Annotated in this window: 26 protein-coding genes; 5 read left to right on the forward strand and 21 right to left on the reverse strand. The window is 29.8% G+C overall.

Annotation, left to right across the window (positions count from 1 at the left end; all coding sequences use genetic code 11):
* Positions 1-28: 28 nt before the first annotated feature.
* The 3 genes from KPL38_RS07865 to KPL38_RS07875 all read right to left on the reverse strand — a co-directional run bounded on the left by KPL38_RS07865 (position 29) and on the right by KPL38_RS07875 (position 3,900).
* Positions 29-1,303: a sugar ABC transporter substrate-binding protein gene (locus tag KPL38_RS07865; RefSeq protein ID WP_216288599.1), complete on the reverse strand. Its 1,275-nt coding sequence runs from the start codon at positions 1,301-1,303 to the stop codon at positions 29-31.
* A gap of 154 nt (positions 1,304-1,457) precedes the next feature.
* Positions 1,458-2,747: an alpha-amylase family glycosyl hydrolase gene (locus KPL38_RS07870; RefSeq protein ID WP_216288600.1), complete on the reverse strand. Its 1,290-nt coding sequence runs from the start codon at positions 2,745-2,747 to the stop codon at positions 1,458-1,460.
* A gap of 154 nt (positions 2,748-2,901) precedes the next feature.
* Positions 2,902-3,900 carry a LacI family DNA-binding transcriptional regulator gene (locus KPL38_RS07875; protein ID WP_216288623.1) on the reverse strand — a complete coding sequence of 333 codons (999 nt, stop codon included), beginning with the start codon at positions 3,898-3,900 and terminating at the stop codon, positions 2,902-2,904.
* Between the two features lie 254 nt (positions 3,901-4,154).
* On the opposite strand from KPL38_RS07875, the gene pgmB reads away from it, so the two are divergent.
* The 3 genes from pgmB (at position 4,155) to KPL38_RS07890 (ending at position 9,001) form a co-directional block, all read left to right on the forward strand.
* Complete coding sequence (pgmB, locus tag KPL38_RS07880; protein WP_216288601.1) at positions 4,155-4,802, forward strand: beta-phosphoglucomutase; 648 nt, start codon at positions 4,155-4,157, stop codon at positions 4,800-4,802.
* Positions 4,803-4,870: 68 nt separating this feature from the next.
* Positions 4,871-7,180 (forward strand): family 65 glycosyl hydrolase domain-containing protein, encoded by a 2,310-nt coding sequence (locus tag KPL38_RS07885; protein WP_216288602.1) that lies wholly within the window; start codon positions 4,871-4,873, stop codon positions 7,178-7,180.
* 93 nt (positions 7,181-7,273) lie between these two features.
* The gene (locus KPL38_RS07890) at positions 7,274-9,001 is read left to right on the forward strand and encodes a glycoside hydrolase family 13 protein (RefSeq protein WP_216288603.1); all 1,728 of its coding nucleotides are present in this window, start codon (positions 7,274-7,276) and stop codon (positions 8,999-9,001) included.
* Positions 9,002-9,154: 153 nt separating this feature from the next.
* Here the strand turns inward: KPL38_RS07890 and KPL38_RS07895 are convergent, their stop codons facing one another.
* From KPL38_RS07895 to KPL38_RS07910, 4 genes are all read right to left on the reverse strand, one after another.
* Positions 9,155-9,409, reverse strand: coding sequence for a hypothetical protein (locus KPL38_RS07895; RefSeq protein WP_216288604.1), 255 nt, complete (start codon positions 9,407-9,409; stop codon positions 9,155-9,157).
* Between the two features lie 135 nt (positions 9,410-9,544).
* The gene (locus tag KPL38_RS07900; protein WP_216288605.1) at positions 9,545-10,888 is read right to left on the reverse strand and encodes an MATE family efflux transporter; all 1,344 of its coding nucleotides are present in this window, start codon (positions 10,886-10,888) and stop codon (positions 9,545-9,547) included.
* 150 nt (positions 10,889-11,038) lie between these two features.
* Positions 11,039-11,707: a DUF975 family protein gene (locus KPL38_RS07905; RefSeq protein ID WP_216288606.1), complete on the reverse strand. Its 669-nt coding sequence runs from the start codon at positions 11,705-11,707 to the stop codon at positions 11,039-11,041.
* A 113-nt stretch (positions 11,708-11,820) separates the two neighbouring features.
* Positions 11,821-12,309: a GNAT family N-acetyltransferase gene (locus KPL38_RS07910; protein WP_216288607.1), complete on the reverse strand. Its 489-nt coding sequence runs from the start codon at positions 12,307-12,309 to the stop codon at positions 11,821-11,823.
* A gap of 380 nt (positions 12,310-12,689) precedes the next feature.
* On the opposite strand from KPL38_RS07910, the gene brnQ reads away from it, so the two are divergent.
* Positions 12,690-14,003: a branched-chain amino acid transport system II carrier protein gene (gene brnQ, locus KPL38_RS07915; RefSeq protein ID WP_376769027.1), complete on the forward strand. Its 1,314-nt coding sequence runs from the start codon at positions 12,690-12,692 to the stop codon at positions 14,001-14,003.
* Positions 14,004-14,285: 282 nt separating this feature from the next.
* On the opposite strand, the gene tlp is transcribed toward brnQ, so the two are convergent.
* The 5 genes from tlp to KPL38_RS07940 form a co-directional block, all read right to left on the reverse strand.
* Positions 14,286-14,513, reverse strand: coding sequence for a small acid-soluble spore protein Tlp (gene tlp, locus KPL38_RS07920; protein ID WP_216288609.1), 228 nt, complete (start codon positions 14,511-14,513; stop codon positions 14,286-14,288).
* Between the two features lie 139 nt (positions 14,514-14,652).
* On the reverse strand, positions 14,653-15,753 hold the full coding sequence (locus tag KPL38_RS07925; RefSeq protein WP_246577872.1) for a S1C family serine protease: 1,101 nt from the start codon (positions 15,751-15,753) through the stop codon (positions 14,653-14,655).
* A 135-nt stretch (positions 15,754-15,888) separates the two neighbouring features.
* A complete protein-coding gene (locus KPL38_RS07930; protein ID WP_216288610.1) occupies positions 15,889-16,698 on the reverse strand; it encodes a DUF4037 domain-containing protein in 810 nt (269 codons plus the stop codon).
* Between the two features lie 79 nt (positions 16,699-16,777).
* Complete coding sequence (locus tag KPL38_RS07935) at positions 16,778-17,722, reverse strand: ribonuclease Z (RefSeq protein WP_216288611.1); 945 nt, start codon at positions 17,720-17,722, stop codon at positions 16,778-16,780.
* 51 nt (positions 17,723-17,773) lie between these two features.
* The gene (locus tag KPL38_RS07940; RefSeq protein WP_216288612.1) at positions 17,774-18,268 is read right to left on the reverse strand and encodes a PilZ domain-containing protein; all 495 of its coding nucleotides are present in this window, start codon (positions 18,266-18,268) and stop codon (positions 17,774-17,776) included.
* Positions 18,269-18,355: 87 nt separating this feature from the next.
* Between KPL38_RS07940 and KPL38_RS07945 the strand changes: the two genes are divergently transcribed.
* Positions 18,356-18,607, forward strand: coding sequence for an NAD(P)-dependent oxidoreductase (locus tag KPL38_RS07945; RefSeq protein ID WP_216288613.1), 252 nt, complete (start codon positions 18,356-18,358; stop codon positions 18,605-18,607).
* A 179-nt stretch (positions 18,608-18,786) separates the two neighbouring features.
* Here KPL38_RS07945 and KPL38_RS07950 read toward each other — a convergent pair whose 3' ends face one another.
* The 9 genes from KPL38_RS07950 to KPL38_RS07990 form a co-directional block, all read right to left on the reverse strand.
* Positions 18,787-19,869: a 2,3-butanediol dehydrogenase gene (locus KPL38_RS07950; RefSeq protein ID WP_216288614.1), complete on the reverse strand. Its 1,083-nt coding sequence runs from the start codon at positions 19,867-19,869 to the stop codon at positions 18,787-18,789.
* A gap of 140 nt (positions 19,870-20,009) precedes the next feature.
* The gene (locus tag KPL38_RS07955; RefSeq protein WP_216288615.1) at positions 20,010-20,240 is read right to left on the reverse strand and encodes a hypothetical protein; all 231 of its coding nucleotides are present in this window, start codon (positions 20,238-20,240) and stop codon (positions 20,010-20,012) included.
* Between the two features lie 227 nt (positions 20,241-20,467).
* Positions 20,468-20,809 carry a cupin domain-containing protein gene (locus KPL38_RS07960; RefSeq protein ID WP_216288616.1) on the reverse strand — a complete coding sequence of 114 codons (342 nt, stop codon included), beginning with the start codon at positions 20,807-20,809 and terminating at the stop codon, positions 20,468-20,470.
* A gap of 255 nt (positions 20,810-21,064) precedes the next feature.
* Positions 21,065-22,360, reverse strand: coding sequence for a hemolysin family protein (locus KPL38_RS07965; protein ID WP_216288617.1), 1,296 nt, complete (start codon positions 22,358-22,360; stop codon positions 21,065-21,067).
* A 563-nt stretch (positions 22,361-22,923) separates the two neighbouring features.
* Positions 22,924-23,079 carry a hypothetical protein gene (locus KPL38_RS20315; protein WP_246577873.1) on the reverse strand — a complete coding sequence of 52 codons (156 nt, stop codon included), beginning with the start codon at positions 23,077-23,079 and terminating at the stop codon, positions 22,924-22,926.
* A 263-nt stretch (positions 23,080-23,342) separates the two neighbouring features.
* Positions 23,343-23,576 carry a YjcQ family protein gene (locus tag KPL38_RS07975; protein ID WP_216288618.1) on the reverse strand — a complete coding sequence of 78 codons (234 nt, stop codon included), beginning with the start codon at positions 23,574-23,576 and terminating at the stop codon, positions 23,343-23,345.
* 290 nt (positions 23,577-23,866) lie between these two features.
* Complete coding sequence (locus KPL38_RS07980) at positions 23,867-24,166, reverse strand: hypothetical protein (RefSeq protein ID WP_216288619.1); 300 nt, start codon at positions 24,164-24,166, stop codon at positions 23,867-23,869.
* A gap of 61 nt (positions 24,167-24,227) precedes the next feature.
* Positions 24,228-24,368 (reverse strand): hypothetical protein, encoded by a 141-nt coding sequence (locus tag KPL38_RS07985; RefSeq protein ID WP_216288620.1) that lies wholly within the window; start codon positions 24,366-24,368, stop codon positions 24,228-24,230.
* Between the two features lie 34 nt (positions 24,369-24,402).
* Complete coding sequence (locus tag KPL38_RS07990) at positions 24,403-24,675, reverse strand: MerR family transcriptional regulator (RefSeq protein WP_216288621.1); 273 nt, start codon at positions 24,673-24,675, stop codon at positions 24,403-24,405.
* Positions 24,676-25,008: the final 333 nt, after the last annotated feature.

Below are 25,008 nucleotides of genomic sequence, written 5' to 3' on the forward strand. Positions count from 1 at the left end.
GGGATTTCTCCCCTTTTACAAATGCATTCTATAATCCTAAAGCTTTTATTCCTTCCTCAGCTTTCTTCTGCATGATTGCTCCTGCATCCTCTGGTTTTGTTTTTCCAGATAATACATCTTGTTGAACTGGTTTCATAGCATCCCAAATAGCTCTCATTTGTGTAGCTACTGGCATTGGTACTGATTTAGATAATTGATCCTTTTGCCCTGCTATTAATGGATTTCCTGTAATCTTCGCATCTTTCATAGCCTCAATGTTAGTTGGGTATTGTTGATGTGCATCAACCATCTTTAACTGTGCATCTTTTGAGTTTACAAACATAAGGAATTTTTTAACTGCAGCTACTTTATTTGCATCTTTAACTCCTGCAGACACTGTATATCCTTTAACAGCTGTCATAGGCAATGGAGATTTACCTTTTATTGTAGGTATTGCCATTATACCTAGATCAATTCCAGCTTTCTTATAATCTGCAAAACCCCATGGTCCATTGATTATAAATGCAGCTTTTCCACCTTTAAACAAGTTGTCAGCAACTGTTGCATCAGCTTCTTTAGGAATTAAACCTTCACTGTGTATTTTTTTCATGAAAGTCATCCACTGAGTAACTGCTGGTGTATTTAGTGTTGGTTTAGGTGAAGTCGCATTAACATTATCAAATACTTTACCACCATAAGCTCCTAAGAAACCAATTGAGAAAAATGGTTCAACTTCATTAAATACTAAACCATAATCAACTTTGCCGTCTTTTTTAAGTTGTAATCCCATTGCCTCTAATTCTTCAAAAGTTTTAGGTGGCGTTGGAACTAATTTTTTATTGTAAGAAACTAAAACTTCATTACCGTTTCTATCTGGAATCATATATTGTTTTCCTGTAAACTTACCACCTTCTAATGATTTTGGATCCAATGTTTTCATAAAATCTGCTCCAACAATATTATCAATAGGTTGTACTAAACTGCCTGGAACAAATACTCCAAGATTATCATTTGGTGATAATACGATATCAGGTCCTGTTGTACCTAGTGATGCAGTTGAAAAATTCTTTCTTAAATCTTCAGTTTCATAATGTGTTCTTTTAACTGTTATAGTAGGATTTGCAGTATGAAAATCTTTAATTAGTGAATCGAGTACTTTCTGTGCATTTGCATCATCTTGATCCCAAAAAGCTATATTCACTGGTTTACTTGAATCTACTGCAGTGGATGATTTACTAGCCGACTTGGTACCACACCCCGCCATTGTCCCTACTACCAATGTTGAAATCATTGCAATAGTCATAATTGTTTTAATTGTTTTCATTTTTTTGCCCCCCTTAAATTTGAGAAAAAAATTCAAAACTTGTTTCATACTTCTTAACTAAGTAGTTTTTTATACTTAAAGTTGAAAACGTTTGTAATCGTTATGCAACCGTTTGCCTAAATTTATTTTACTATTAATTTTCTTATATGTCAAACTAAATTTCAAAAATTACAACCTTATTTTCAAGCATTAATTTACCTTGTATAACGTTAACCACTGTACCATCTATAATATTAATATATTCGCCTTCAGCAACATTTATACTAATGTCTCCTTGCTGCTTACCCACATTAAATATCCCAATAATTTTTTTATTTTTCATTGAATAGGATGCTACAATAACATCTTTATCCTCTGCAGTATGAATCTCATAAAAACCCTTAGCCATAATTTCTTTCTTCTTAATTGATCCAAAAGTTTTTAATAACTCTACAAAGTCTTCTTTTATTCCATTCCAATTTATTTTATCTAAATCAAAAAGACTTGGCGTGCTAACCGCTTGCGCTTCCTGCCCTGCATATAAAAGTGTACAGCCCTTTTGAAAATATAAAAAGCCTGTCCAAATTTTTAAAATATCTTCATCATGAATAAGGTTCTTAGCTCTAATCTGATCATGGTTTTCTAAAAACCTTAGCTTAACATAGTTATCTGGATATATTGATTCTTGAATTGATACTTTATCTATATATTGCTTTAATGAATTCTGTCCACTAAAATATCCTAAATATTCTTTATTTACATCGTAATCATAAGCAATGTCAAAAGCCTGATATATCTCACTATCAGATAAGCATGTAAAACCATTTTTTCTCATACTTAAAATAAAGTTTGGATCTACACTCTCAGATAACCACAAGGTATTTCCATTAATTTTTGCTACTTCCTCTCTTGCACTTAGCCAAAATTCTAGTGGTACAAGTGATGCCACATCACATCTAAACCCATCTACCCCCATATTTACCCAATACTTCAAGGTTTCAATTTGATAATTCCATAATTTCTTGTTATTATAATCAAGGTCAACTACGTCCGACCAATCTCCAACCTTATTTCCAAGATTTCCATCCGCTTTTCTGTAAAAAAACTCTTTATGATTTTCTGTTAGAAAGGAATCTGGTGAGGTATGATTGTAAACTACATCTATTATGCACAACATACCTAAGGAATGTATCTTGTTAATTAACCTTTTAAAATCCTCTAAAGTGCCATACTCAGGATTTACTTCTCTATAATTTTTTATTGCATAAGGGCATCCAAGTTCACCTTTTTTATTTTTTGTTCCAATAGGGTGAATCGGCAAAAGCCATATAATATCTGTCCCTAGGTACTTTATTCTTTCCAAATCCTCTTCAACATCTTTAAAAGTCCCATTAATTCCATGATTTCTCACAAATACAGAATAAATTACCTTGTTTCTTAAAGAAACGTTTGTATTTTTAGCCATAAACAACCTCCATCTTTTTATTATTATATTGTGCAAACGAATTCATAAAATATTAAAAAAATAATAAACCCATTTTATAACAATTATACTTGAAATAGCAAGGTTTATTTTCTTTTTATTATATAAATATATTTAAAGTACCTGGAAACTGGAGTTACTTAGTTGATTCTCTTTCGACTAATTTTGTTTTGACAATATAATTATTTATATATTCCTTCTCATTTTCTAACTTGTTTATTAATAGTTTCACTGCAAAATAACCTAATTCTTCAGAATTAATATCTACCGAAGATAGTGTCGGATTTCGAAAGGCAGCAAGTGGTGTATTATTAAACCCGATAATTGAAATATGCTGATCTGACAGCTCACTTACAGCTTTAGATGCACCAAAAGCAATTAAATCATCAGTAGTTACAACAGCTGTAGGAATCGCTTTACTTAAAATTCTTTTCATAGCATCATAACCACTGTTTTCTGTAAACTCTGCTGCTTGTATCATATTTTCATCTATCTTTTCACCAATGTTCTCCATAGCTTTCATGTAACCTTCTAGTCTATTTATAGTTACATTAAGCGTAGGTGGACCTCCTATAAATGCAATTTTTCTCTCACCCTTCTGTATAAGATAATTTACAACACTATACATTGCATGGAAATTATCATTATCTACCCATAAAACCCCTTCTGTATTTTCTGGTTTACCTATTACTACAAATGGATAATCTGCTTCTTTCAAATAAGCAACGCATTTATCATTTTTCCTTACTACTGGTAAAATAATTCCATCAACTCTTCTACTATTTATTAAGCTTGCTATATACTCTACTTCTTGATCTTCATTATTGCTGTAAGTATACATGATAAAATATCCTTTTTTTTGAGCATAATGACTTATACCCCTCATAATTTGAATAAAGAAAGGATTAACAAACAAATCTTCATCCGTGTTAGGTAAAATAAGTCCTATAGTCTTTGTTGTTTTACTAACTAAACTCCTAGCTATTGCATTAGGATGATAATCCATTTCCTTCATTGCTATGTAAACCCTTTGTTTTGTTTCATCACTAATTCTAGGATTATCTGCAAGTACTCTTGAAACTGTGGAGGGTGATACATTTGCTATCTTCGCTACATCTTTTATAGTTACTGACATGAAAACTTCACTTCCCAATTTGTAAAAATATTCTATGCTTATTATATTATTAATTTTAATATTAATCAAGGCTACTTTTACCCCTAACGTCCCATTTTAACCTAATTACGCAATATATTGATTTATATATATTACAACAATGCTTACATGTATAAAAAATAAATAAATTTATTTTGTGCAAACGCATTCACAAATGAATAATTTTATATTATTATATTAATATAAGTATTAAATTAATATTAAAGGAGAGTTCTATGGATAACATTAAAGCAATTATATTTGATTTAGATGGTGTATTGGTTAACACTGCTAAATATCATTATTTGGCATGGAAGAGACTAGCAAAAGAATTAAACATTGATTTTACTATAGAAGACAATGAGAGACTAAAAGGTGTAAGCCGAATGAAGTCACTAGATATCATACTCGAAATAGGTAATATAACATTAGATGACGATACTAAAAATGAACTTGCGCAAAAAAAGAATGCCTGGTATGTTGAATACATATCTAAATTAACTCCCGCTGATATTTTACCTGGGGTTATAGTTTTTTTAAAAAGCATCAAAGCAAATGGCATAAAAATCGCCTTAGGTTCAGCTAGTAAGAATTCTATGCTTATTCTTACTAAATTAAAATTAAAGGATTATTTTGATGCAATAATTGATGGCACAAAAGTTTCTAAAGCAAAACCCGATCCTGAAGTTTTTCTAAAAGGTGCTTTGGAACTTAATGTATTACCTTGTCAGTGTATTGTCTTTGAAGATGCCCAGGCTGGCATCGATGCTGCCATTAATGGAGGAATGCTTGCCATAGGAATAGGTTCTAAAGATATACTAAAAAAAGCCAACTTAGTACTTCCAGGCTTTTCTAATATAATTTTTGATAACTTAGAACTATAAAGTGAGAAACTGAAAAGCTAAACAATTAATAATTGTAAATGCCCCAGAGACTAATAAGGAGGATTTTAATGAAACACTATTATAAATTAGATGAGTGGAATATTATTGAGAATGGATTTAATGCTGATAAAAATGAAATATCTGAGAGCATTTTTAGCTTAGGTAATGGAAATATGGGACAAAGAGCCAATTTTGAGGAAGATTACAGTGGTAAATCTCTTATGGGAAATTATATAGCAGGAGTTTACTATCCTGATAAAACAAGAGTTGGTTGGTGGAAAAACGGATATCCAGAATATTTTGCTAAAGTTTTAAACTCAACAAATTGGATTGGTATAAGCATTAAAATTGATGGTCTCCCTTTGGATCTTGCTAAGTGTAATGTGCAAGAATTTGAACGAGTTTTGAATATGAAAGAAGGTTATTTACAAAGAAACTTTAAGGCTGTACTTATGAATGGAAATGAAGTTGAAGTGCAAACCAAAAGATTTATAAGCATGGTTCGGGGTGAAATAGGCGTTATAAAATATTCAATTAAACCATTAAATTTTAAAGGTAAATTAGAAATTTCACCTTACCTTGATGGAAACGTTATGAATTCTGATTCTAACTATGATGAGACGTTTTGGGATGAAATTTCAAAAGGCGTTAAACCCTATGATGCATATGTGATGTTAAAGACTAAAAAATTAGATTTCCACATTTGTACAAACATGACCTTCGAACTAACTAAAAATGGTGAGATAATTAAACCACTTGTAACGCTTAATCAAAGTGAGAAATATGTTGCAAATTCGATTTCAGTCAATTGCGATAAAAATGATGAAATTGTAATTTATAAATATGTTGCAAATACTTCATCAAGATATTACGAAATATCAGAATTAATTAAAATAACTAGAGAACTTGCACTCAAAGCTAAAAAAGATGGGTTTGAAATGCTTCTAAAAGAACAATCCGAGGCTTGGCATGAAAAATGGAAAGAGAGCGATATAGTTATTGAAGGTGATGTTTCTGCTCAGCAAGGGATTCGATTTAATATATTCCAATTAAATCAAACCTATACGGGCGACGATTCTAGACTAAACATAGGTCCAAAAGGTTTTACTGGTGAAAAATATGGTGGTGGCACCTACTGGGATACCGAAGCTTATTGCATCCCATTTTATTTAAGCACTTCGAAGAAAAGGGTTTCTAAAAATCTTTTGTTATATAGATATAATCAATTAGATAAAGCCATAGAAAATGCTGAAAAATTAGGTTTTACAAATGGAGCCGCACTATATCCCATGGTAACAATGAATGGTGAAGAATGCCATAATGAGTGGGAAATAACCTTTGAGGAAATTCATAGAAATGGTGCTATAGCTTATGCCATATATAATTACGTAAATTATACTGGAGACAAGTCTTGCCTTGGTGAATTCAGTTTTGAGGTACTTATAGCTATATCTAGATTTTGGGCTCAAAGAATCACTTTTTCTGCTAGTAAAAATAAATATGTAATTCTTGGTGTCACTGGACCTAATGAATATGAAAACAATGTTAATAATAACTGGTATACTAATAAAATTGCCTGCTGGACAATGCAGTATACAATTAAAGTTATAGATTATCTAAGTAAAACTGAGTCTAAAAGATTAAGTGAACTTGTAGTAAAACTTAATTTTAAAGATAGTGAGATAACTAATTGGAAAAAAATTATTAAAAACATGTACTATCCACAAAATAAAGACCTTGGAATTTTCCTTCAACAAGATGACTACATGGATAAAGAGCAAATATTAGTTAAAGACCTAGATAAAAAAGATATACCAATAAATCAAAACTGGTCATGGGATAGAATATTGCGCTCATGCTTTATAAAACAAGCTGATGTGCTTCAAGGTATCTATTTATTTGAAAATGAATATGATGTGGCTACAATTAAAAGAAATTTTGATTTTTATGAACCTAGGACGGTGCATGAATCTTCCTTGTCCCCTTGTATTCATACAATACTAGCTGCTAAAATTGGAAATCATGCTAAAGCTTATGATATGTATTTAAGGGCATCTAGACTTGATCTTGATAATTATAATAATGATACAAAAGATGGCTGTCACACAACTAGCATGGCTGGAACTTGGATGGCAGTAGTACATGGCTTTGGTGGGCTTCGTGTTATTGATAATAAACTGATTTTAAACCCATTCATTCCAGAACATTGGTGCTCATGCTCATTTAAAATAATGTTTAGAGATGCACTTCTAAATATTAAATTCACTAAAAACATCATTCAAATACAAAATGAAAATTATGTACCAGTGAACTTATTAGTGTATGGAAAAGATTATCCCTTAAATGGCAATGATTTGTTAGAAATTAAGATACAATAAAACTATAAGTAACCTCAATATAAACTATTTAGATATACTATATATCTCGCGCTATATGAACTCAATTTAAAGATAAAAGTGAGGTACCTAAAAATGAATAAACATGCAATATATCATATTACTGAAACGCCCTATGCTTACGGTAAAGATTTAAACACACTAGTTATACGTTTAAGAACTGCAAAAGATGATATTAATAAATGTTATTTATATTATAAAGATAAATATAATAATAAACAGCCATTTTCTATTAAATCAATGAAGATTACAGCTCAATCTGGTTTATTTGATTATTTTGAGACCACTGTATCCATAAAAAGAAATAGATATAAGTATTACTTTGAGCTTATTGATTCATGTAATGATAAAACATATTTTGATGAGAGAGGCTTTAGGGATGTACTTTTAGCTTTAGACGATTCCACAGCTTTTCAATTTGCCTATTTAGCACAAGGTGATTTGTATGAGGAAGAAAAGTGGTTACAAGAATCAGTTGTATATCAAATTTTTCCGGATAGATTTTGTAATGGGGATAAAAATATTGACCCAGAAAATATAGACTCTTGGGGTAGCCCTGTAAATAAAAAATCCATGTTTGGAGGAGATTTCAAGGGAATTATTGACAAATTAGACTATTTAGATGAATTAGGTATTAATTTGATCTACTTAACTCCAATATTTAAATCCTCTTCCAACCACAAATATAATACAACGGATTATTATGACATAGACCCTCAATTTGGAACTTTAGACGTGGCAAAAGAATTAATAAAAAAATGTCACGAAAGAGGGATAAAGATTATTTTTGATGCTGTATTTAATCACTCAGGAAGTGATTTCTTTGCTTTTAAAGATTTACTACAAAAGCAAGAGAAATCAAAATATAAGGATTGGTATTTTATTGATAGCTACCCCGTTAGCACTAATAATGTAAACTACTATACTTTTGGAAATGACGAAAATGAAATGCCCAAATTAAATACTCATAATAAAGAAGTACGAGAATATTTATTAGGTGTCGGAAAGTATTGGATAAAAGAAATAGGAATCGATGGTTGGAGACTTGATGTTTGCGATGAAGTCGATCATGATTTTTGGAGAGCTTTTAATAAAGTAGTTAAGGCAGCCAATAAGGATGCCGTTATTGTTGGAGAGATAATGCATGAAGCAACAGCCTTCTTAAAAGGCGATCAAATGGACAGCACCATGAACTATCCTTTTAAATTTGCTCTAGTAGATTTTTTCGCAAATAGGAGCATTTCCGCTGGTCAGTTTAGTGACGTACTATCCTTTAATAGAACTCTTTACATGAACAGCATTACAAGGCAACTTTGGAATCTAATTGATAGCCATGATACTAAGAGATTTTTAACTGAATGCAACCGTAATATAGATAGAATGAAACTTGCAATAACCTTCCAATTTTGCTACCTGGGCGTGCCATATATTTATTATGGAGATGAGATAGGTCTTGATGGTTCTGATGATCCTCAATGTAGAAAATGTATGATTTGGGATACTAAAAATCAGAATTTAGAATTATTAAACCACTACAAAACTATGATTTCTCTTAGAAAAAATAATAAAGTTCTAATCTATGGAGATTACAAAACTGTTTATTGCAAAGATGATGTATTGATTTTTGAAAGAAATTATCAAAGTAAAACTCTAGTTATTGCCATTAATAATAGTGATAAACAACATAATGCTCAAATAGCTTTAGGTAACGCCTCTATAGACATCTTAACTTCAAAGAAAGTAGACTTAAATAACGAGTTAATCATAGCTCCTATGGGATTTAAAATACTTGAATTGATATAAACATATAGATATAAAATCTGCAAAACAGTCTTAAATTTAACGACATTTCAGAAGGAAATAATTTAATTACCAATTCAATTAAGACTACTAATTAAAGTAGCCTTAATTGTATGTTATTATTTGTGTTTAAGTCATTTATAAAATATACATTGCTTAGCTTTCATGTACAGCATCAATATATTCAGCATTTGTCATTTCTGATAAAGCGTCTTGTACCGATATATCGTCTAAAATTCTTCCAGTAAGAATTAGGCCTTTTTTTAAATCCTCATCCCATTGAAAATCAGTCATCACACTATCAATTCCTAAATCCTCAGCCATATCATTTGCACTAATATTATATTTTTTGTAATTTTCTAGACCATCTTCGCTAATTGTTATTTCATAGATTTTTCTTTTTTCTGCCATGCTTATACCTCCACAAATTATAATATAATACGTTTGAAATACTACATATACTATGCTACAAAGATATAAATATTATTCCTTTATTTTTTATGTAGAGTATAATACAAAGCTAAAATTAACTATGCCCATTATTGTTCAAAAACTAATATTATTATTCCATCTGTTAGATCTCATATAAATTATACACATTACAAGTGATGCAAATGTTGAAAGCGGAGACGCAAACCCAATTGCATATAACGTAATGCCTGCAATTTTGCTTAAAGCATATGACAAAGGAATACGAATGATAAATGTAGCTAATAAACTGTGGATCATTGGAAACAAAGAATTGCCACAGCCACTAAAATACGAGTTCATGCAAAATACGAAGCATACTAAAATACAATCAATGCTATATGATTTTAAATATAATGCGGCTGTTTCTATGACCTCTATATCCTTTGAAAACAATGCTGTAAGTGATGTTGGATTCAATTGTACATATATGTAAAAGATTATGCCAATTACCAAAGAACATGCAATTCCTATGTATAAACACTGTTTTGCTCTTTTTGGCTTTTTTGCGCCCATATTTTGAGCTGTCATTGCAGCAATCGATGAAGCAAATGCAATTGTTGGAAGCATTGCAAAAACAATTATCTTTTCTACAACACCTACAGATGCAGAAGCAGTAAGTCCCATTTTATTAATAATTGCTGTAATTATTATAAAAGAAATATTAATTAAACCATCCTGTAATGCAATTGGCAATCCTAATTTAAATATTTTTTTAGCTTTTTCTGTTTCAATTCTAATATAATTACGATTAAACTCAAAAGTGAAACCCTTGTTTTTCATAAAAAAAATTCCAAGTATGAAACTTATAGCTTGAGAGGATACAGTAGCAATTGCAGCTCCCATTGCTCCCATATGAAAAAGACACACTAATATTAAATCTACGATAATATTTATTATGCAAGCAACTGCAATAAAAAGTAACGGTGCTTTTGAATTACCTAAACCCCTTAGAATACCACTTAATGCATTGTACCCAATAATAAATGGAATACCACAAGAACATACAAAAATATATTGTTTTGTATATTTAATTGCCTCTGTTGGTGTGTTCATTAAATTTGTAATAGTACCTGTCATTAGCACCATAATCACAGTCAAAATGGCGGCCATTATGCCAAATATGCAAATAATAGTTCCGATTGACTCTGCGATATCTTTATGTTTTTTAGCACCTAGATAGTGTCCAATTAAAATGGTTCCCCCTGTGCTTAAGCCAAGAATAATGCCTGTAATTGTCTGCATAATTTGACTTCCTGTTGCCACTGCAGAAACTTGTGCTGAATTAGAAAATTGGCCAACAACTAACAAATCTGCCGCACCATAAAGTGCTTGTAGCAAACTGGCTAATAAAAATGGTAACGCAAATTTCAATAATGTGGGAATAACTCTTCCCTCTGTTAACGTATTAGATTGTTCCATAATATATATACCTCCTAAGATCAAAAAATGCTGGGTAAAACAGTTGATTTTACCCAACCATCTTATCCAGCATATAGTTAAATATATATACCCTCCGATGAATTAATAAATAAATTTTAACACATCCATATAATCTTGTCGATGAAAGCTTCAGTAATTACCATTTTCTAAATTAAATTTTAAATCTTGATAAAAGTTAGTCTTAGCCGTCTCATAATAAGGATTAATCCAAAGAAATGCTATTCCTATAGTTATTACCCCTAATATAAACCATCCTATATAGCTACACCATAACTTAAACAGTCCAAATTTGAAGCCAACCATCATAAGTTTACTTCTATCTAATGCTTCAAAAGCACTTAACTCAGGATTATCAATCATAATGTAATATGCCATAGAATATCGCAAAGAAGCAATAATTCCTGGGATAATAAGAAGCAACGTCCACAAAATCGTGAAAAGTTTAATAAGTAAATTTAGAACGAATGATTTAATGAAAAATTTAAAACCACCAAATATATTTTCAATGATTGGTCCTTCATTTCTTACCAACTTAAGAAAATAAGAAGATACTCCAAGTGTTATTGGGCCCGACAAAACAAAACTTAATAAACTACCTAAGCCATTGGATGAGTTTGTAGTTGGAACTCTAACTAGTTCTCCATTTTGCCAAATGTTTTGAAAAGAATGTACTACATTTCCTCCTGTGAATGTCATTGTAACTAACCAAACAATAAAACACGCGATTCCAGCTTGAAGCCAATTACCCTGAAGCTGCTGCTTTGCCCTACGTTTTAAATTATAACTATTTTGTGGCATGTTTTCTCCCCCTTAATAATTTAACTAAGCACGATTAATTTGTGGACCTATTAATTATCATTCCATATTAATAGTATTCATTTATTGAGTAAAATAACTCTTCTTTTGCTTTTTTATATATCTAAAACCATATCATACCACTTCGCTCCACCATGTACTGATTCAGAAATACCCATATTTACGTATCCAAACTTTGTATAATAATGAATAAGTTTTGCTTTGCACGTTAAAATAACACCCTTTCGGCCAGCTACTTTTGATACGTCTATCATATAATTCATTAATTTTGCTGCAATTCCCTGATTACGATACTCTGATATCACATCAAGTCCAAAAATAGTCTGGTATTTACCCTCTGGGATATGTAGTGTAGAATCTTCGTAAAGTTTATCATAGATAACAGTTCCATTGATAACACATCCATTAACAAAACCAATTATTGTTCCATCTATTTCTGCAACAAAAAAGCTTTCAGAAAACGTCTTAATCCGTTGCTCTAAAGATACCCTTGTAGCTGCTTCTGCAACTGGGAAACAGCTTGCTTCCACTTTTGTTAGTGCATCTAAGTCTTTTATGCTTGCCTTTCTAATTTCAAGTTTCATTATAATTTTCCCTTCATAAACATTATTTTTGGATTAAATTTATAGCCATTACTCTTGAATTAGAAAATTATATCATGTCCCTTATGTTATTGCAATTGTATTCCAACCATGTTATAATTCTTTAAGCATATTTTTACATACGATTTTAAAAGAGTATTATCATTCTTGAGTATTTAAAGGTTGCTTAATGCACCTTTTTTTAAATTAATAACTTATCCTTTTCCCTCACCCTTTAATGAAAAACATATTTTCCACATAAATATATAAATTCTAAAGAATACAATTCAAATATTCTTTATACATAATATTTATTGGCATTTTATTAGTAAAACTAATTTAATGCTTTTACCCTACATAATTTAATTCATCTGGAGGTATACATAATGAAAAATTCAACAAAACATTCTTTGGTTATAGGTTTTGCACTATTTGCAATGTTTTTCGGTGCAGGGAACCTAATCTTTCCACCATTTCTCGGGAAAGCTGCAGGCAATGCATTTTTTGCATCTATTATAGGCTTTCTAATTACAGGAGTCGGCCTTCCACTAACTGGCATTATTGCCTGTGCTAAAATTAATGGCACTTATAACAAAATGGCCAATAGAGTAGGTAGAAAATTTTCTATAATAACAAGCGTAGCTCTAATTCTTGTTATAGGACCGTTATTTGCAATTCCAAGAACCGCTGCAACAACTTTTGAACTTGGAGTGCATCCTTTATTTGCATCCGTGCCACAAAACGTAGTAGTTATATTATATTTTGCAATAGCACTTGCATTTGTTCTTAAACCTTCTTCAATAATTGATAACGTAGGTAAGATACTTACACCTGCACTTTTATTAATGCTCGCTATAATTATATTTAAAGGAATAATAGATCCTATTGGACCTATTGTAAATACATCTTACAAAAATGGATTTTCAAAAGCTTTAATAGAAGGATATCAAACAATGGACGTTATGGCTTCTGTTGTATTTGCAGGGATAATTATTTCATCCGTTAAAGCCAAAGGTTATAAAAATGCAACTGATATAATGAAAATGACTATAAAATCAGCATTAGTCGCTGTAACAGGTTTAACCTTTGTATATGGTGGACTTATGTATATAGGAACACAAACTAGTACTTTATTCCCACCAAATATAGCTAGAACTAGTCTAGTTACGCAACTTGTTAAGTTAGACCTAGGCAGTATCGGTTCAGTTATTCTTAGTTTATGTGTCTCTCTTGCATGCTTAACAACTGCTATAGGATTACTTGCAAGTGGTGCTCAATTCTTTTCTAAACTTTCAAAGAATATATTACCTTACAAACCCACTGCTATTATTCTTGCTGTAGTAAGTGGATTACTAGCTACAAACAACGTTGATAGCATAGTTACACTAGCAGGTCCTGTTTTACAAATTTTATATCCAATTGTAATTGTTCTAATAATCATTACATTGCTTGGCGATAAAGTTAAAAGTAATATGGTTGTTGCTATAACTATATACACAACACTATTAATAAGTATTTTAGATACCATAAATGGTATCTATGCAAATAGCATTGGTTTTATTAAATTTATACCTCTCGCTAGCGCAGGATTCTCATGGATTTTACCTACTTTAATAGCATTTGTAATTTCCAGCATTCTAGTAAAACCAAAAGAAGATGCGATCAAAGATGAAGCTGCTTCAATCTTTGAAGCATAAGTTGCTTCAATCTTTGAAGCATAAGCTGCTTCAATTTTCGAATCAAAATATACTGAAACACTGATGTTAAGAAAGTAATATAAATTAGAATAAATTTAAACAAAATAGTGAAAGAATTTCTCTACTCGAAAATTCCTTTCACTATTTTTTTGAATAATACCTGTAACATATTACATCACTAATTATGTTGCTTATTTTTAATATATTTATTGCTAAAATTAATCATACCATTCAGCCACACCATGTACTTATTTGAATATGACCTTATAATTTATCGTTACTTTATCTGTACCCATTTTTTTTATCCAATGCCTCATCTTTAACTTCTGATCTCATACCGTTAATAGAATCTTGTCTTCTCTCATTCTTCTGTTCTAATATTCTTTTACCTTTTTCATCATCTGTTTTTTCAATAGTTTCTTCAGCAAGATTATAATTTTCGATAGTATTCGTAATATTGTTTTGAATTTTATCTACATTGTCTTTTCTGTCGTCTGGTTTGTTATTCATAATTTTATATCTCCTTTTATTTGAGTTAATAACCTATCCGTTATTATTATATCTACAAATATGTTTAATATACGACAAACCATTAACAAAATAAAAATTATAACAATTCTCAATCCTTCAATATCAAGCAATAAACAAATTAATCTGCTAAACCTACAAGTTTTATATTTATATTGCTTTCCTTTTTATCACTGCCTTTAACTTTTAGGGTTACTGAATTTCCAACCCCAACACTATAAAGAGTTGACCTGAATTCTATCATAGTATTTACCAAGCTCCCATTAACAGATAAAATTATATCACCTTTTTCTATTCCTTTAACATCAGCAGGGCTCCCACTTTTAACTTCATAAACGTATATCCCATTTTTTACTTTAATATCAGAAACGAAACCTGCCATTTGTTTATCTATTCCTTGAATTCCTATTATAGGGGTTACAAAATTTCCTTTTTCCTCTATACTTTTTAATATGGGTTTTACTATATTTATAGGAATGGCAAAACCCATGCCTTCAGCACTTGTCACTTTTACAGTATTAATTCCAATAACTTCACTATTAATATTAATTAATGGTCCACCACTATTACCAGGATTAATTGAAGCATCAGTCTGAATTAAATCCTCCATAAAAAATCCGCTCGCGTCACCAATAGTTCTATTGATTGCGCTTATAATTCCAGATGTAACTGTTCTTTGAAATGTAAGTCCCAGTGGGTTTCCTATAGCAATTGCTGTATCACCAACAGTAAGTATTTTAGAATTACCAAGTGGTGCAACCGTCAAGTTGTCTCCAGTAATTTTTAGAACTGCTAGGTCTAAGCCTTCATCTGCCCATACAACCTTTCCTTTTAAATCTCTTCCATCAAATAAAGAAACTGTAATATCATTTGCTTGTTTACTTGCTACATGATTATTAGTAAGTATATAACCTTTTTTATCTACTATTATTCCAGAACCAATCCCTGATTCACCTTTTGAGGTTGCAGTTGGATTGATTGTAGACGTTACACCTACTACCGCTGGCATTAAATTTTTAGCAACTATACTTATAGTTGAAGTCCCTGTTTTTTTACTACTAGGTTGTTGTATTACCAAGGTTTGAGAATTTATATTTTTATCCTTTACAGTACCTTTTACAAATGGACCATATCGAATAATTGCCAAAACTAATCCAACGCCTACTAATACACCTATAAATGAAGATATAAAGTAACTGAATTTGGAATTTCCTCTTTCCATGTTATTTTTCTCCTCCTTTAATTAATTTTCCTGTTTAAGCCATTAAACAAGATTAGATTTTCCAAACGGCTTGTATATTATAAGTGTGTAGTCTACTGTTGTTTTCACCATTAGTTTTAGCAAATAGTAATATAATTATTCTATCCCTTGATTCTCTAGTAGCATATCTAATTTACCAATCAATAAATCTATTTCTAATAATATTGCTGTATCACTTGATGCTGCATATTTTAGAATATTGTTAATGTTTTTATCCATATCTGTTGGTACTTTTAAATTATTATCTTTTATGATTTTAAGAATTTTTTTCTCACCTGGATGTACCATTTCATTTACAGCAAATATAATATCAAAATAACTTGCTAGCAATGCTGCTACTCTATGGTTTACGCTAATATAATCATTTCTTTTTAAAGCCTTCTCTATTTGATAATAATATGAAGGCATCATCTGCTTTAATAATGGATAATTCTTTTTTATTATGTTTTTCTTTAATTGATTAGGGTAGCTTATCATATATTTTTTTTGCAATTTATTTAAATTACCATTCTTATCATAAAGTATAATTGAATTTATGAAATTAGCCCAAAAACAAGTAGTATATCCTGTATCTGCTTCACATTTTACTAAGGTTCTATTTAACAAACCGTCAATCCAATCTAAGTCTCTATATATAATTTCCACAGGAATATTACCTTCTTTTAGAAATCCATCATCTTCTGTCTCCCAAAAGGTATTATTTAGTTCCATGTAACTACAATATTTATCAGTAATTACCTTTCTCTTTTCTAGTGATATCTCCTTAAAAGTATAAATGTATATATCATAATCTGAGTCTTTATCATTAGTTTTTGTTGCATGTGATCCACTTAATAAGATGCCATCTACTTCTTCTATTTTTGAAAAATCATTAACCATTGAGCTTACATTTGCATTAATATTCATAAAAAAGTTGCTCCTTTTCATTATTAAATAGAGTGTATATTTGGTTTTTCCGCAAACCCCACCCTCTAATCATTCTTATCTAATCTTTAAAAGATATTGTTTTTACAAACCTATCGGTTCCAATAATAGTCTCTTTAAATATACTCTCTGCTCTGTCCTTATATTCCTCAGGGTTAAGCATTGAAGGACTAAAATGTGTTAATAAAAGTTCTTGTACCTTTCCTTTTAAAGCAAGCTCTGCTGCCTCACTAAAAGTCATATGTTTGTTTCTTATAGCTTTCTCAATATCATCTTCATTCCCATAAGTACCCTCACAAATAAATAGGTCACTTTCTTTAATAAATGTTGTTATTTTAGAAATTGGTCTAGTATCCGTTATAAAACTAATCTTTATCCCTATTCTTTTTTTCCCAAGTACCATACTTGGCAAATATGTTTTACCATTTTCATTTATAATCTCATTTTTCTGAAGTCTACTCCAAAATTTCTTTGGTATATCATTTTTAGTTGCACTCCCTACGTCAAATTTTGGTTTTCTATTAAAATAGAAACTATATCCCAAACAATTAGTTGAATGCTCAAGTTCTAATGTAGAAATTATCAAATCATTAAATTCTCCTAACAAAGGATTTTCACGATTTGTTGGAGCTTTTATTTTCACGCTTCCCTCTGGATTTTCTAAAATATTAATTTCATAAGGAAGGTAAGGTGCTACAACCATCAGCCCTTTCACAATATCTGTAATTCCAATAGGTCCAATTATAGTAATAGGATCTATTCTACCACTATTCCCAATTGTTAAAAGAATCCCTGGAAGTCCCAATATATGATCAGCATCTCCATGCGTTATACAAATCACGTCTATCGATTTAAAACCCCAACCAAGCATTTTCATGGATACCTGTGTTCCTTCCCCACAATCAAGTAATATCTTTCTTCCTTTATAACTTATGAGAAGTGAAGATAGATATCTTTCTGGAATTGGCATCCCTCCTCCACATCCTAAAAGTGCTAAATCAACCAAGCAAATTACCTCCTCTGTTGTTCCTTATTTTTATCTTCGCTTTTACTTTTTTTATACCCTCCGCTCAAAGTCGTGATTTTCAGGCTTTGCATAATTAAACTTTAGTTTAAAACATTCTTGTGTTAATATTCCCTTTTCTAAAGAAAAATCCATTACTTTATCTAAAATTTGGACTATCTTTTCTTTTTCGTAGTCATGAATATCTAATTTTACTCCATATCTATATTTACCAGCTTTAACTTCTGACGTCAATAACGCATAACCTTTAGCATAAATGTTTATATCATCAATAACTATATTAAACTCTAACATTATATCCTCATCAATTGGTTCTTCAATATCAGTAATAAATTGAATGCCATCTTGTGAGATATTTTCTATTACTATAGTTACCCACTTCGAGATTCCAGATTTATTGCTTATTTTGTCTACTCTCATTTTTGCAACAAAATTGTTAAGTTGATATCTTTTATACATTCTTTTGCTTTTTCCATAAAAACCTTCCTTTCTTAATGAAAATATATTATTGTGTGAATTTCTGTACATATATTATTAGTTTTATATTTATATATTATTTAATAGCTAAATTTATAATCACTTTAGCCTTATTATAAGAAATATTATAACTTTAATATGCTTTATTATCGTAGCATTTCACCAAGTTCTGAACTACTAATTTCTTCAAACACTCCTAATGTATTAGATAATACTGTGACGGATCTTATATTTGGATTGATATTATCTACGGCAAGAAGGATTTGTGAATTAGATAAGTATATTAAAGATGGTAATTGGAAAGCTGATGATGATAAAAATCTTTTCGGAGTAAATGTTCACCATTCTACCCTTGGAATAATTGGAATGTTCAGAATAGGTGGGTTGTAGAAAAAAGAGCAAAATTAGGAGAAAATCCATCTACTGTTGTACCAGAATTAAGAAAATAAAGCAAAACACAGGAATAACGATATTCTCGTCAATCCTGTGTTTACTTTTAATTATATATATATGTTTTACTCTGAATAACTTAAATTTCATCAAGAATCAAAAGTCATTTTTTATTCTAGTTAACTCTCAGATAAAAGCGACTTGTCTGGCGTTACAAGTATTTTTACCTGTTTCTTCTTTTCTGGTCCAGTTAAAGTTTCGAAGCCTTCCTTTACTATATCATCAAGAACTATTTTTTTAGTTATATATCCTTCAGCCTTAATTCTTCCATCACTCATTAATGCTATGGTTGATGGGAATTCATGCCTATATGCTATTGAGCCTATTATTTTCTTTTCAGAGAATACTAAAACATTTGGATTAAAGCTTACATCACCTTCCCAAATACTTGTTATAACCATAGTTCCTTCATATTTTATACTATCAATCCCTGTATCAAAACCTATTTTGGCTCCAGTAGTTTCAAAAGCTACATCTACGCCTACTCCATCTGTAAGTTTTTTAACTTCTTTAGCTATATCAACTTCATTTGGATCAAACACAAAATTTGCACCTGCTCTTTTTGCATATTCTTGTCTTATTGATTTTCTTTGTAATACTATTATAAGTCTAGCTCCTGCAGCTTTTAGGCATTCAATTGTTGCAAGACCTATTGGACCTGAACCAAGTACAATTGCAGTATCGCCTGTCTTGAAATTAGCCATTCTAATAGAATGAAGAGCAACTGCTATTGGCTCTATCAATGCCGCTTGTTCATAGGACATATTATCAGGTATTTTGTGTACATATTTTTCTGGGAATACAGTATATTCAGCAAGTCCACCGCCACTTCCACAAAGTCCATGAAATCCTAATGATGAACATAGATTATATTTTTCTTCTTTGCATGCTGGGCATTCACCACAAGCTACAATCGGTTCCACGGTAACTCTATCTCCGATTTTAATTTTAGTTACGTTTTCTCCAATTTCTACAACATCACCTGAAAATTCATGTCCTAAAACAACTGGTGCAACGTTACCGCTTAAAGGATGAGGTGTTCCAACTGGTATAAAAATTGGGCCGCCTAAATATTCGTGTAAATCTGATCCACATATTCCACACCATTTTACTTTAATTTTAATATATCCTTTAGTAACCTTTGGTTCTTCTATTTCTTCAACTCTAACATCTTTTTTATCATACCATAATGCTGCTTTCATAATAAAATCCACTCCTTTATAATAAAATTATATGTTTGGATTATTAATTTCCTCACATACTTATATAGCAATTGTCATTCCAAAATAATAATTGCTATACACTATTATTATAACCGATTTATATCACTAATAAACTCCCTTTACATCACTACCATAGAATAGCCACATGAAACAAGTTCTGCATTTTCTTTAATTTTAGATTCTACGGACACCTTATAAGCATCATTACCACGCCCGTCCGTAAAATCTACACCATATTCCTTGCATCTTTTCCAGGAGTCTGCTATTTCTAATCTTACCTCATTACTCATATCTCCTTGCTTCACAAATTCTTTCCAAGCCTTAGAAATAAATTCCATATACCCTGACATATTCTCCACTCCTCACATCCCCTTAGTACCGCACACATGGCAAGTAACAAGTTATAATTGGCATCTTATTATATATTTTCACACAAAAGAGGTTTCATATTCTATTTTTCCCTACTTTCTATATAATATTATTTTTCTTATTATAACATAGCGAATGTTTTTTTTATTAGTAATGTGAGCTAACATCAGAAAAGGTATAACAAAATAAAATTGCTATACCTTTTCCACTATCCGTTCACTACAACTAACATCATTTTAAATCTCTCATTAGCCACGAGTCCATGAGGTGTATTGGCTGGCATTAATATCATTTCACCTTCATTAACATTAACAGGATCATTATCTCCTATTGTTATTGTAACTTGACCTTCTGATACATATACTAAAGCATCTCCAGGTGCTGAATGTGTACTTATTTCTTCTCCCTTATCAAAAGCAAATAATGTTATACTAACGTTATTTGTTTGTGTTAATGTTTTACTCACAACTTGATTTTCTACATATAATACCTCATCTTTTAGTCCTAATGCTTTTGCAACCTCTATATTTTTGAAAAATTTAGTGTTCATATTTTTTCCTCCTAATATTTTATTTTCACATATTTTTGTTTTCCTATAGCTTTATTATATATTTATTTAAGTTATAAGAATGTGATTTGAATCAAATTATTAAGATTATAAATATTTTTAATTTAATACCCTTAAAGTAATGGGTTCCGTTTTGAGATGCAAAATAACCTAAGCCTAATAAATTCACAAGTAATATTTAATTTATTTTATTAGGATAACAAAATAAAAAAAAAGCCATTAAGCTCCATCTTATTGTTAAGCAACATTTTTAATTAGAACTTTGCTTATTCTCTTGCTATCACATTCTAATACGATAAAATCATAACCTTCATAAGTGACTTTATCATTAACTTTGGGATATTCAGTAAGTTGTGAATAAATCCATCCTCCAATGGTATCAATATTTTCTGATTTCATAGAAATCTTTAGCAATTCATTTGTATCATCAAGAATAATTTTTCCATCTACAATGTAATTATTATCCTTAGTTTTAATGATTTCAGCATCGTCTTTATCAAACTCATCCTGAATCTCACCAACAATCTCTTCTAAAATATCCTCAATGGTTACGAGTCCGGAAGTGCCTCCATATTCATCAATAATTATAGCCATTTGTGCTCTTTCTTTTTCTATTTTAAATTCCCTTAATAATTCGCTTATTGATGCATACTCTGGAACAAAGTTAATCTTACGAATAATGTCTTCTATATTTTTATTAGTACCCTCAATTTTCTTTTTATATAAATCCTTAAGGTGTATAAAACCAATAACATTATCTTTACTATCCTTACATACTGGATATCTAGTTAGCTGTTTCTCTAAAGCAAATTTTATAATTCTATCAAAAGAATCCTCAATAAAAATACATTCCATATCAGTACGAGGTATCATTATTTCATTTACAGTTTTCTCAGAAAAATTAAATATATTATCTACAAGTGTTAATTCAGTTTTATCTATTAACCCATGCTTATAGCTCTCTTCAAGCAATAGCTTTATCTCTTCATCAGTATGAGCTGATTCATGTTCTTTTACCTCTGTGATACCCCAAATTTTCAAGACTAAATTAGTACTGTGATTCAAAGTCCACATTATTGGATAAGTTACTTTATAAAATAGTACAAGTGGTAGAGATGTATGCACAGCTATCTTTTCCGTATTTATAATTGCTAATGATTTAGGAGCTAACTCTCCAAACACAATCTGAGTACCCGATATAATTGCAAATCCCAGTATATCTGAAACTGAGTGTACAGTACTTTCTGAAAAATGGAATAAATTAAACAAAGGAGTTAGTATATTTGAAACAGCAGGTTCGCCTATCCATCCGAGTCCTAAAGATGCTAAAGTTATTCCTAACTGACATGCAGATAAGTATAAGTTCAAATTTTTAACAATTGTTAAAGTGTGTTTTGCATTTCTATCTCCATCAAGCACTAATGTTTCTATCCTAGATTTTCGTACTTTTACCATGGCAAATTCTGTTGCTACAAAAAAGCCATTCATAAATACAAGTAAAAATACAATAATAATGTTTATCAGATTAATCATATGTTAATAGTTCCCTCCAACGTCATTATGTATCTTTTATTAAAAAAGCATTACATAAATAACAACTCTAATTATACCATATATTATTAATCGCTTTTAAAAAATACTATTTTACCTAAATTACTTGATAAGGGAATTGAAGACTAGTCAATAACATCTGAGAAATTTTTATTCTCTTGTTGTCTTGTTTCCACAATTTCATCCATTAATTCTATATATTCAGCTCCTTTTACAGTGTTATATTGACCTTTCCAGGAATATTTTTTGAATTACGAAACATATTTTAGATATCCAAGATGATTTTCGTTATGTTATATGTATTTTAAAATAATTACAAATGTCATTTGTTAACCCAGTTATACAATTAGACACTTTATGTTAAATTAATATCAATTATAATAATATATTTATTATTATATTCAAGAAAAGCTAGTGTTTTCCCTTATCTTATATAAATCTATTTTTATAAAGTTAAAGTACAATTCATTCTTATTATGCAATTCTTGATATAAATACTAACTTTAGTTTTTCGCTTAGTTTTTTAATACATGTGATTTTATCAGTTATTTTTCATCATATATATCTGAAAACTCTATATTCATTTTATCTACATAATTAGAGTTAATATTGCTGTATCCAGGCTCTTTTTTAATTTCATCTGTTAATATAATTGGAAGTTTAATAATAAAATTGCTTCCCTCACCATAGGTGCTCTCCACAGTTATTTTACCACCATGCATTTCAACAAATGATTTAACTAGTGCTAACCCTATACCACTTCCTTCGCTATTTCTATGTGAAGTATCCTCTACCTGGAGGAATGTATTTTAATTAACAAAATAGTAGGCTATCTCCCTACTCTTTCAAATTTATTCACTTATTTCCAGTAAACTCTCTCCCTTACACCCTAAAATTACAATAATCTTCAAAATGAAATTTCATGCAAATAAAAAAACATCCCAATGGATGATTTCAATTAGTATTAATTATTTTTCAAATAATCTATTCCTTTTACTGTTAGCTTTGGGTTATTACTGGCTATTATTATTTTGCCCTCAACATGTAAAACTTCAACACCTAAAATCAAGGTATCATTGTTCATTGTTTCAATTATTTCTCCATATTGTTTTTCATTTAATTTTAATTTATCTTGCTCTAATAACTTATTTTTTTCATGCATATTCTTTAGAATTTTTAATGTTATTTCCTTTTTCATAACTATCAATTTCCACCTTCCATTTAATAACAACATTCTATATTTTCAAAAGAGTTATATATTGGAATAGATTTGGGTGGAATAAACTCAACATTATTTTTTCAATTATTGTCTATTAAACCATAATATGTTCTATTTAGGAATCAAATTTAAATATTAAAAGGATACTGTAAATATGATGTTAGGATTTTCTTCTAATAATAAAGGACGACTAAAAATATCCTAGCACTTTCGCTAGGATATCACGCTACTTAGAACTTTAGTCTTATAAGAAGGATTTAACCTTTTAATTACTGTACTAACTGTATTGTCGCAGAACTTTCTGATATATAAGGTAATTGTTTTATAATATTGTAAATATATTTTGGTATCAATTTATCATTGCCTAAAAACTGTTCTAAAGATAATTCTTTATAGTACAATAACTTGCACCAAAAGCTCGAGAAATCATCTTTTGTAATAAAAGTTACATTATCGCTATCGTTAACTACAAATCCACAATTAGATTTCTCTGAAATATTTATACCTACATATTCTTCATTTGATAACAGTAACAGTACATCATCCCACATTTTCTTAAATGTAATCATTAAATAAAATCTCCTCCTAAATAAATAGTTTATTTAAATATAATGCCCCTTAATTATTTAACTACTCTAAAAATATATTGTCCTTTATAGAACAATCCTCTATCAACATTTTTTCTGCTAATTGTAATTTCATAAGATTTTGTTTTGACACTATTTTATTTTCTTTCTTGTCTTCTATTATAAATTCATCTGATTTTTCCATTGTTAGTACATCCCCTTTGATTTTAAGTGTATTTTTATAAATAGAAATTATTTTCTTGATTTATTTTAATCCTATTAATATTTAGTACCTTTTTAGTAGCTTTATAATCTAAACCTTCATCATTCAATTTAAATATAAATTTAAATGTTTCAATGTCATTTTTACTATACATTTTTTCTCTATCATTATTTCGTTTAATATTTAAACCCACAGTTTTTTCTATATATCTTAAATTAAAATTTTCTATTTTAAGCAATTTGCATACTTGATCCATTGAATATGTTTCATTATCAATTATTATAGTCATCTCCTAATATTATAGTTTTAATAGTCTTAACAAAAGTTGTTATAATCTTATTGGATTAATCACTTAGCAATAAAAAATACTGCACTTTGGTGAGTGCAGTATTTTTATTGCTAGGAGATTTTCCAACAAAAACTTATGCTGTATGATTTTATTATATACTACTTTACATATTTATTCTATGTATTTGGTAAAAAAGTATTATTTTTACAACTAATATTTTAATCCTCAATTGCAAAAGTAAATTCCACCCCAATACATAAAACAGTGGAAGTTAGTCTTACAAATTAAAAGGTAGATTTTACCTTTACAAATTATTATAATAATATTAGATAT

The sequence above is a fragment of the Clostridium psychrophilum genome, from assembly GCF_018861705.1.
In the GTDB taxonomy this organism is placed as follows: Bacteria; Bacillota; Clostridia; order Clostridiales; family Clostridiaceae; genus Clostridium_AD; species Clostridium_AD psychrophilum.

What these genes read in the sequence shown, in the direction of transcription:
- KPL38_RS07865 (WP_216288599.1), bottom strand. Translation starts at nt 1,303, where the DNA reads ATGAAAACAATTAAAACAATTATGACTATTGCAATGATTTCAACATTG.
- KPL38_RS07870 (WP_216288600.1), bottom strand. Translation starts at nt 2,747, where the DNA reads ATGGCTAAAAATACAAACGTTTCTTTAAGAAACAAGGTAATTTATTCT.
- KPL38_RS07875 (WP_216288623.1), bottom strand. Translation starts at nt 3,900, where the DNA reads ATGTCAGTAACTATAAAAGATGTAGCGAAGATAGCAAATGTATCACCC.
- pgmB (WP_216288601.1), top strand. Translation starts at nt 4,155, where the DNA reads ATGGATAACATTAAAGCAATTATATTTGATTTAGATGGTGTATTGGTT.
- KPL38_RS07885 (WP_216288602.1), top strand. Translation starts at nt 4,871, where the DNA reads ATGAAACACTATTATAAATTAGATGAGTGGAATATTATTGAGAATGGA.
- KPL38_RS07890 (WP_216288603.1), top strand. Translation starts at nt 7,274, where the DNA reads ATGAATAAACATGCAATATATCATATTACTGAAACGCCCTATGCTTAC.
- KPL38_RS07895 (WP_216288604.1), bottom strand. Translation starts at nt 9,409, where the DNA reads ATGGCAGAAAAAAGAAAAATCTATGAAATAACAATTAGCGAAGATGGT.
- KPL38_RS07900 (WP_216288605.1), bottom strand. Translation starts at nt 10,888, where the DNA reads ATGGAACAATCTAATACGTTAACAGAGGGAAGAGTTATTCCCACATTA.
- KPL38_RS07905 (WP_216288606.1), bottom strand. Translation starts at nt 11,707, where the DNA reads ATGCCACAAAATAGTTATAATTTAAAACGTAGGGCAAAGCAGCAGCTT.
- KPL38_RS07910 (WP_216288607.1), bottom strand. Translation starts at nt 12,309, where the DNA reads ATGAAACTTGAAATTAGAAAGGCAAGCATAAAAGACTTAGATGCACTA.
- tlp (WP_216288609.1), bottom strand. Translation starts at nt 14,513, where the DNA reads ATGAATAACAAACCAGACGACAGAAAAGACAATGTAGATAAAATTCAA.
- KPL38_RS07925 (WP_246577872.1), bottom strand. Translation starts at nt 15,753, where the DNA reads ATGGAAAGAGGAAATTCCAAATTCAGTTACTTTATATCTTCATTTATA.
- KPL38_RS07930 (WP_216288610.1), bottom strand. Translation starts at nt 16,698, where the DNA reads ATGAATATTAATGCAAATGTAAGCTCAATGGTTAATGATTTTTCAAAA.
- KPL38_RS07940 (WP_216288612.1), bottom strand. Translation starts at nt 18,268, where the DNA reads ATGTACAGAAATTCACACAATAATATATTTTCATTAAGAAAGGAAGGT.
- KPL38_RS07945 (WP_216288613.1), top strand. Translation starts at nt 18,356, where the DNA reads ATGCTTTATTATCGTAGCATTTCACCAAGTTCTGAACTACTAATTTCT.
- KPL38_RS07950 (WP_216288614.1), bottom strand. Translation starts at nt 19,869, where the DNA reads ATGAAAGCAGCATTATGGTATGATAAAAAAGATGTTAGAGTTGAAGAA.
- KPL38_RS07955 (WP_216288615.1), bottom strand. Translation starts at nt 20,240, where the DNA reads ATGTCAGGGTATATGGAATTTATTTCTAAGGCTTGGAAAGAATTTGTG.
- KPL38_RS07960 (WP_216288616.1), bottom strand. Translation starts at nt 20,809, where the DNA reads ATGAACACTAAATTTTTCAAAAATATAGAGGTTGCAAAAGCATTAGGA.
- KPL38_RS07965 (WP_216288617.1), bottom strand. Translation starts at nt 22,360, where the DNA reads ATGATTAATCTGATAAACATTATTATTGTATTTTTACTTGTATTTATG.
- KPL38_RS07975 (WP_216288618.1), bottom strand. Translation starts at nt 23,576, where the DNA reads ATGAAAAAGGAAATAACATTAAAAATTCTAAAGAATATGCATGAAAAA.
- KPL38_RS07980 (WP_216288619.1), bottom strand. Translation starts at nt 24,166, where the DNA reads ATGATTACATTTAAGAAAATGTGGGATGATGTACTGTTACTGTTATCA.
- KPL38_RS07985 (WP_216288620.1), bottom strand. Translation starts at nt 24,368, where the DNA reads ATGGAAAAATCAGATGAATTTATAATAGAAGACAAGAAAGAAAATAAA.
- KPL38_RS07990 (WP_216288621.1), bottom strand. Translation starts at nt 24,675, where the DNA reads ATGACTATAATAATTGATAATGAAACATATTCAATGGATCAAGTATGC.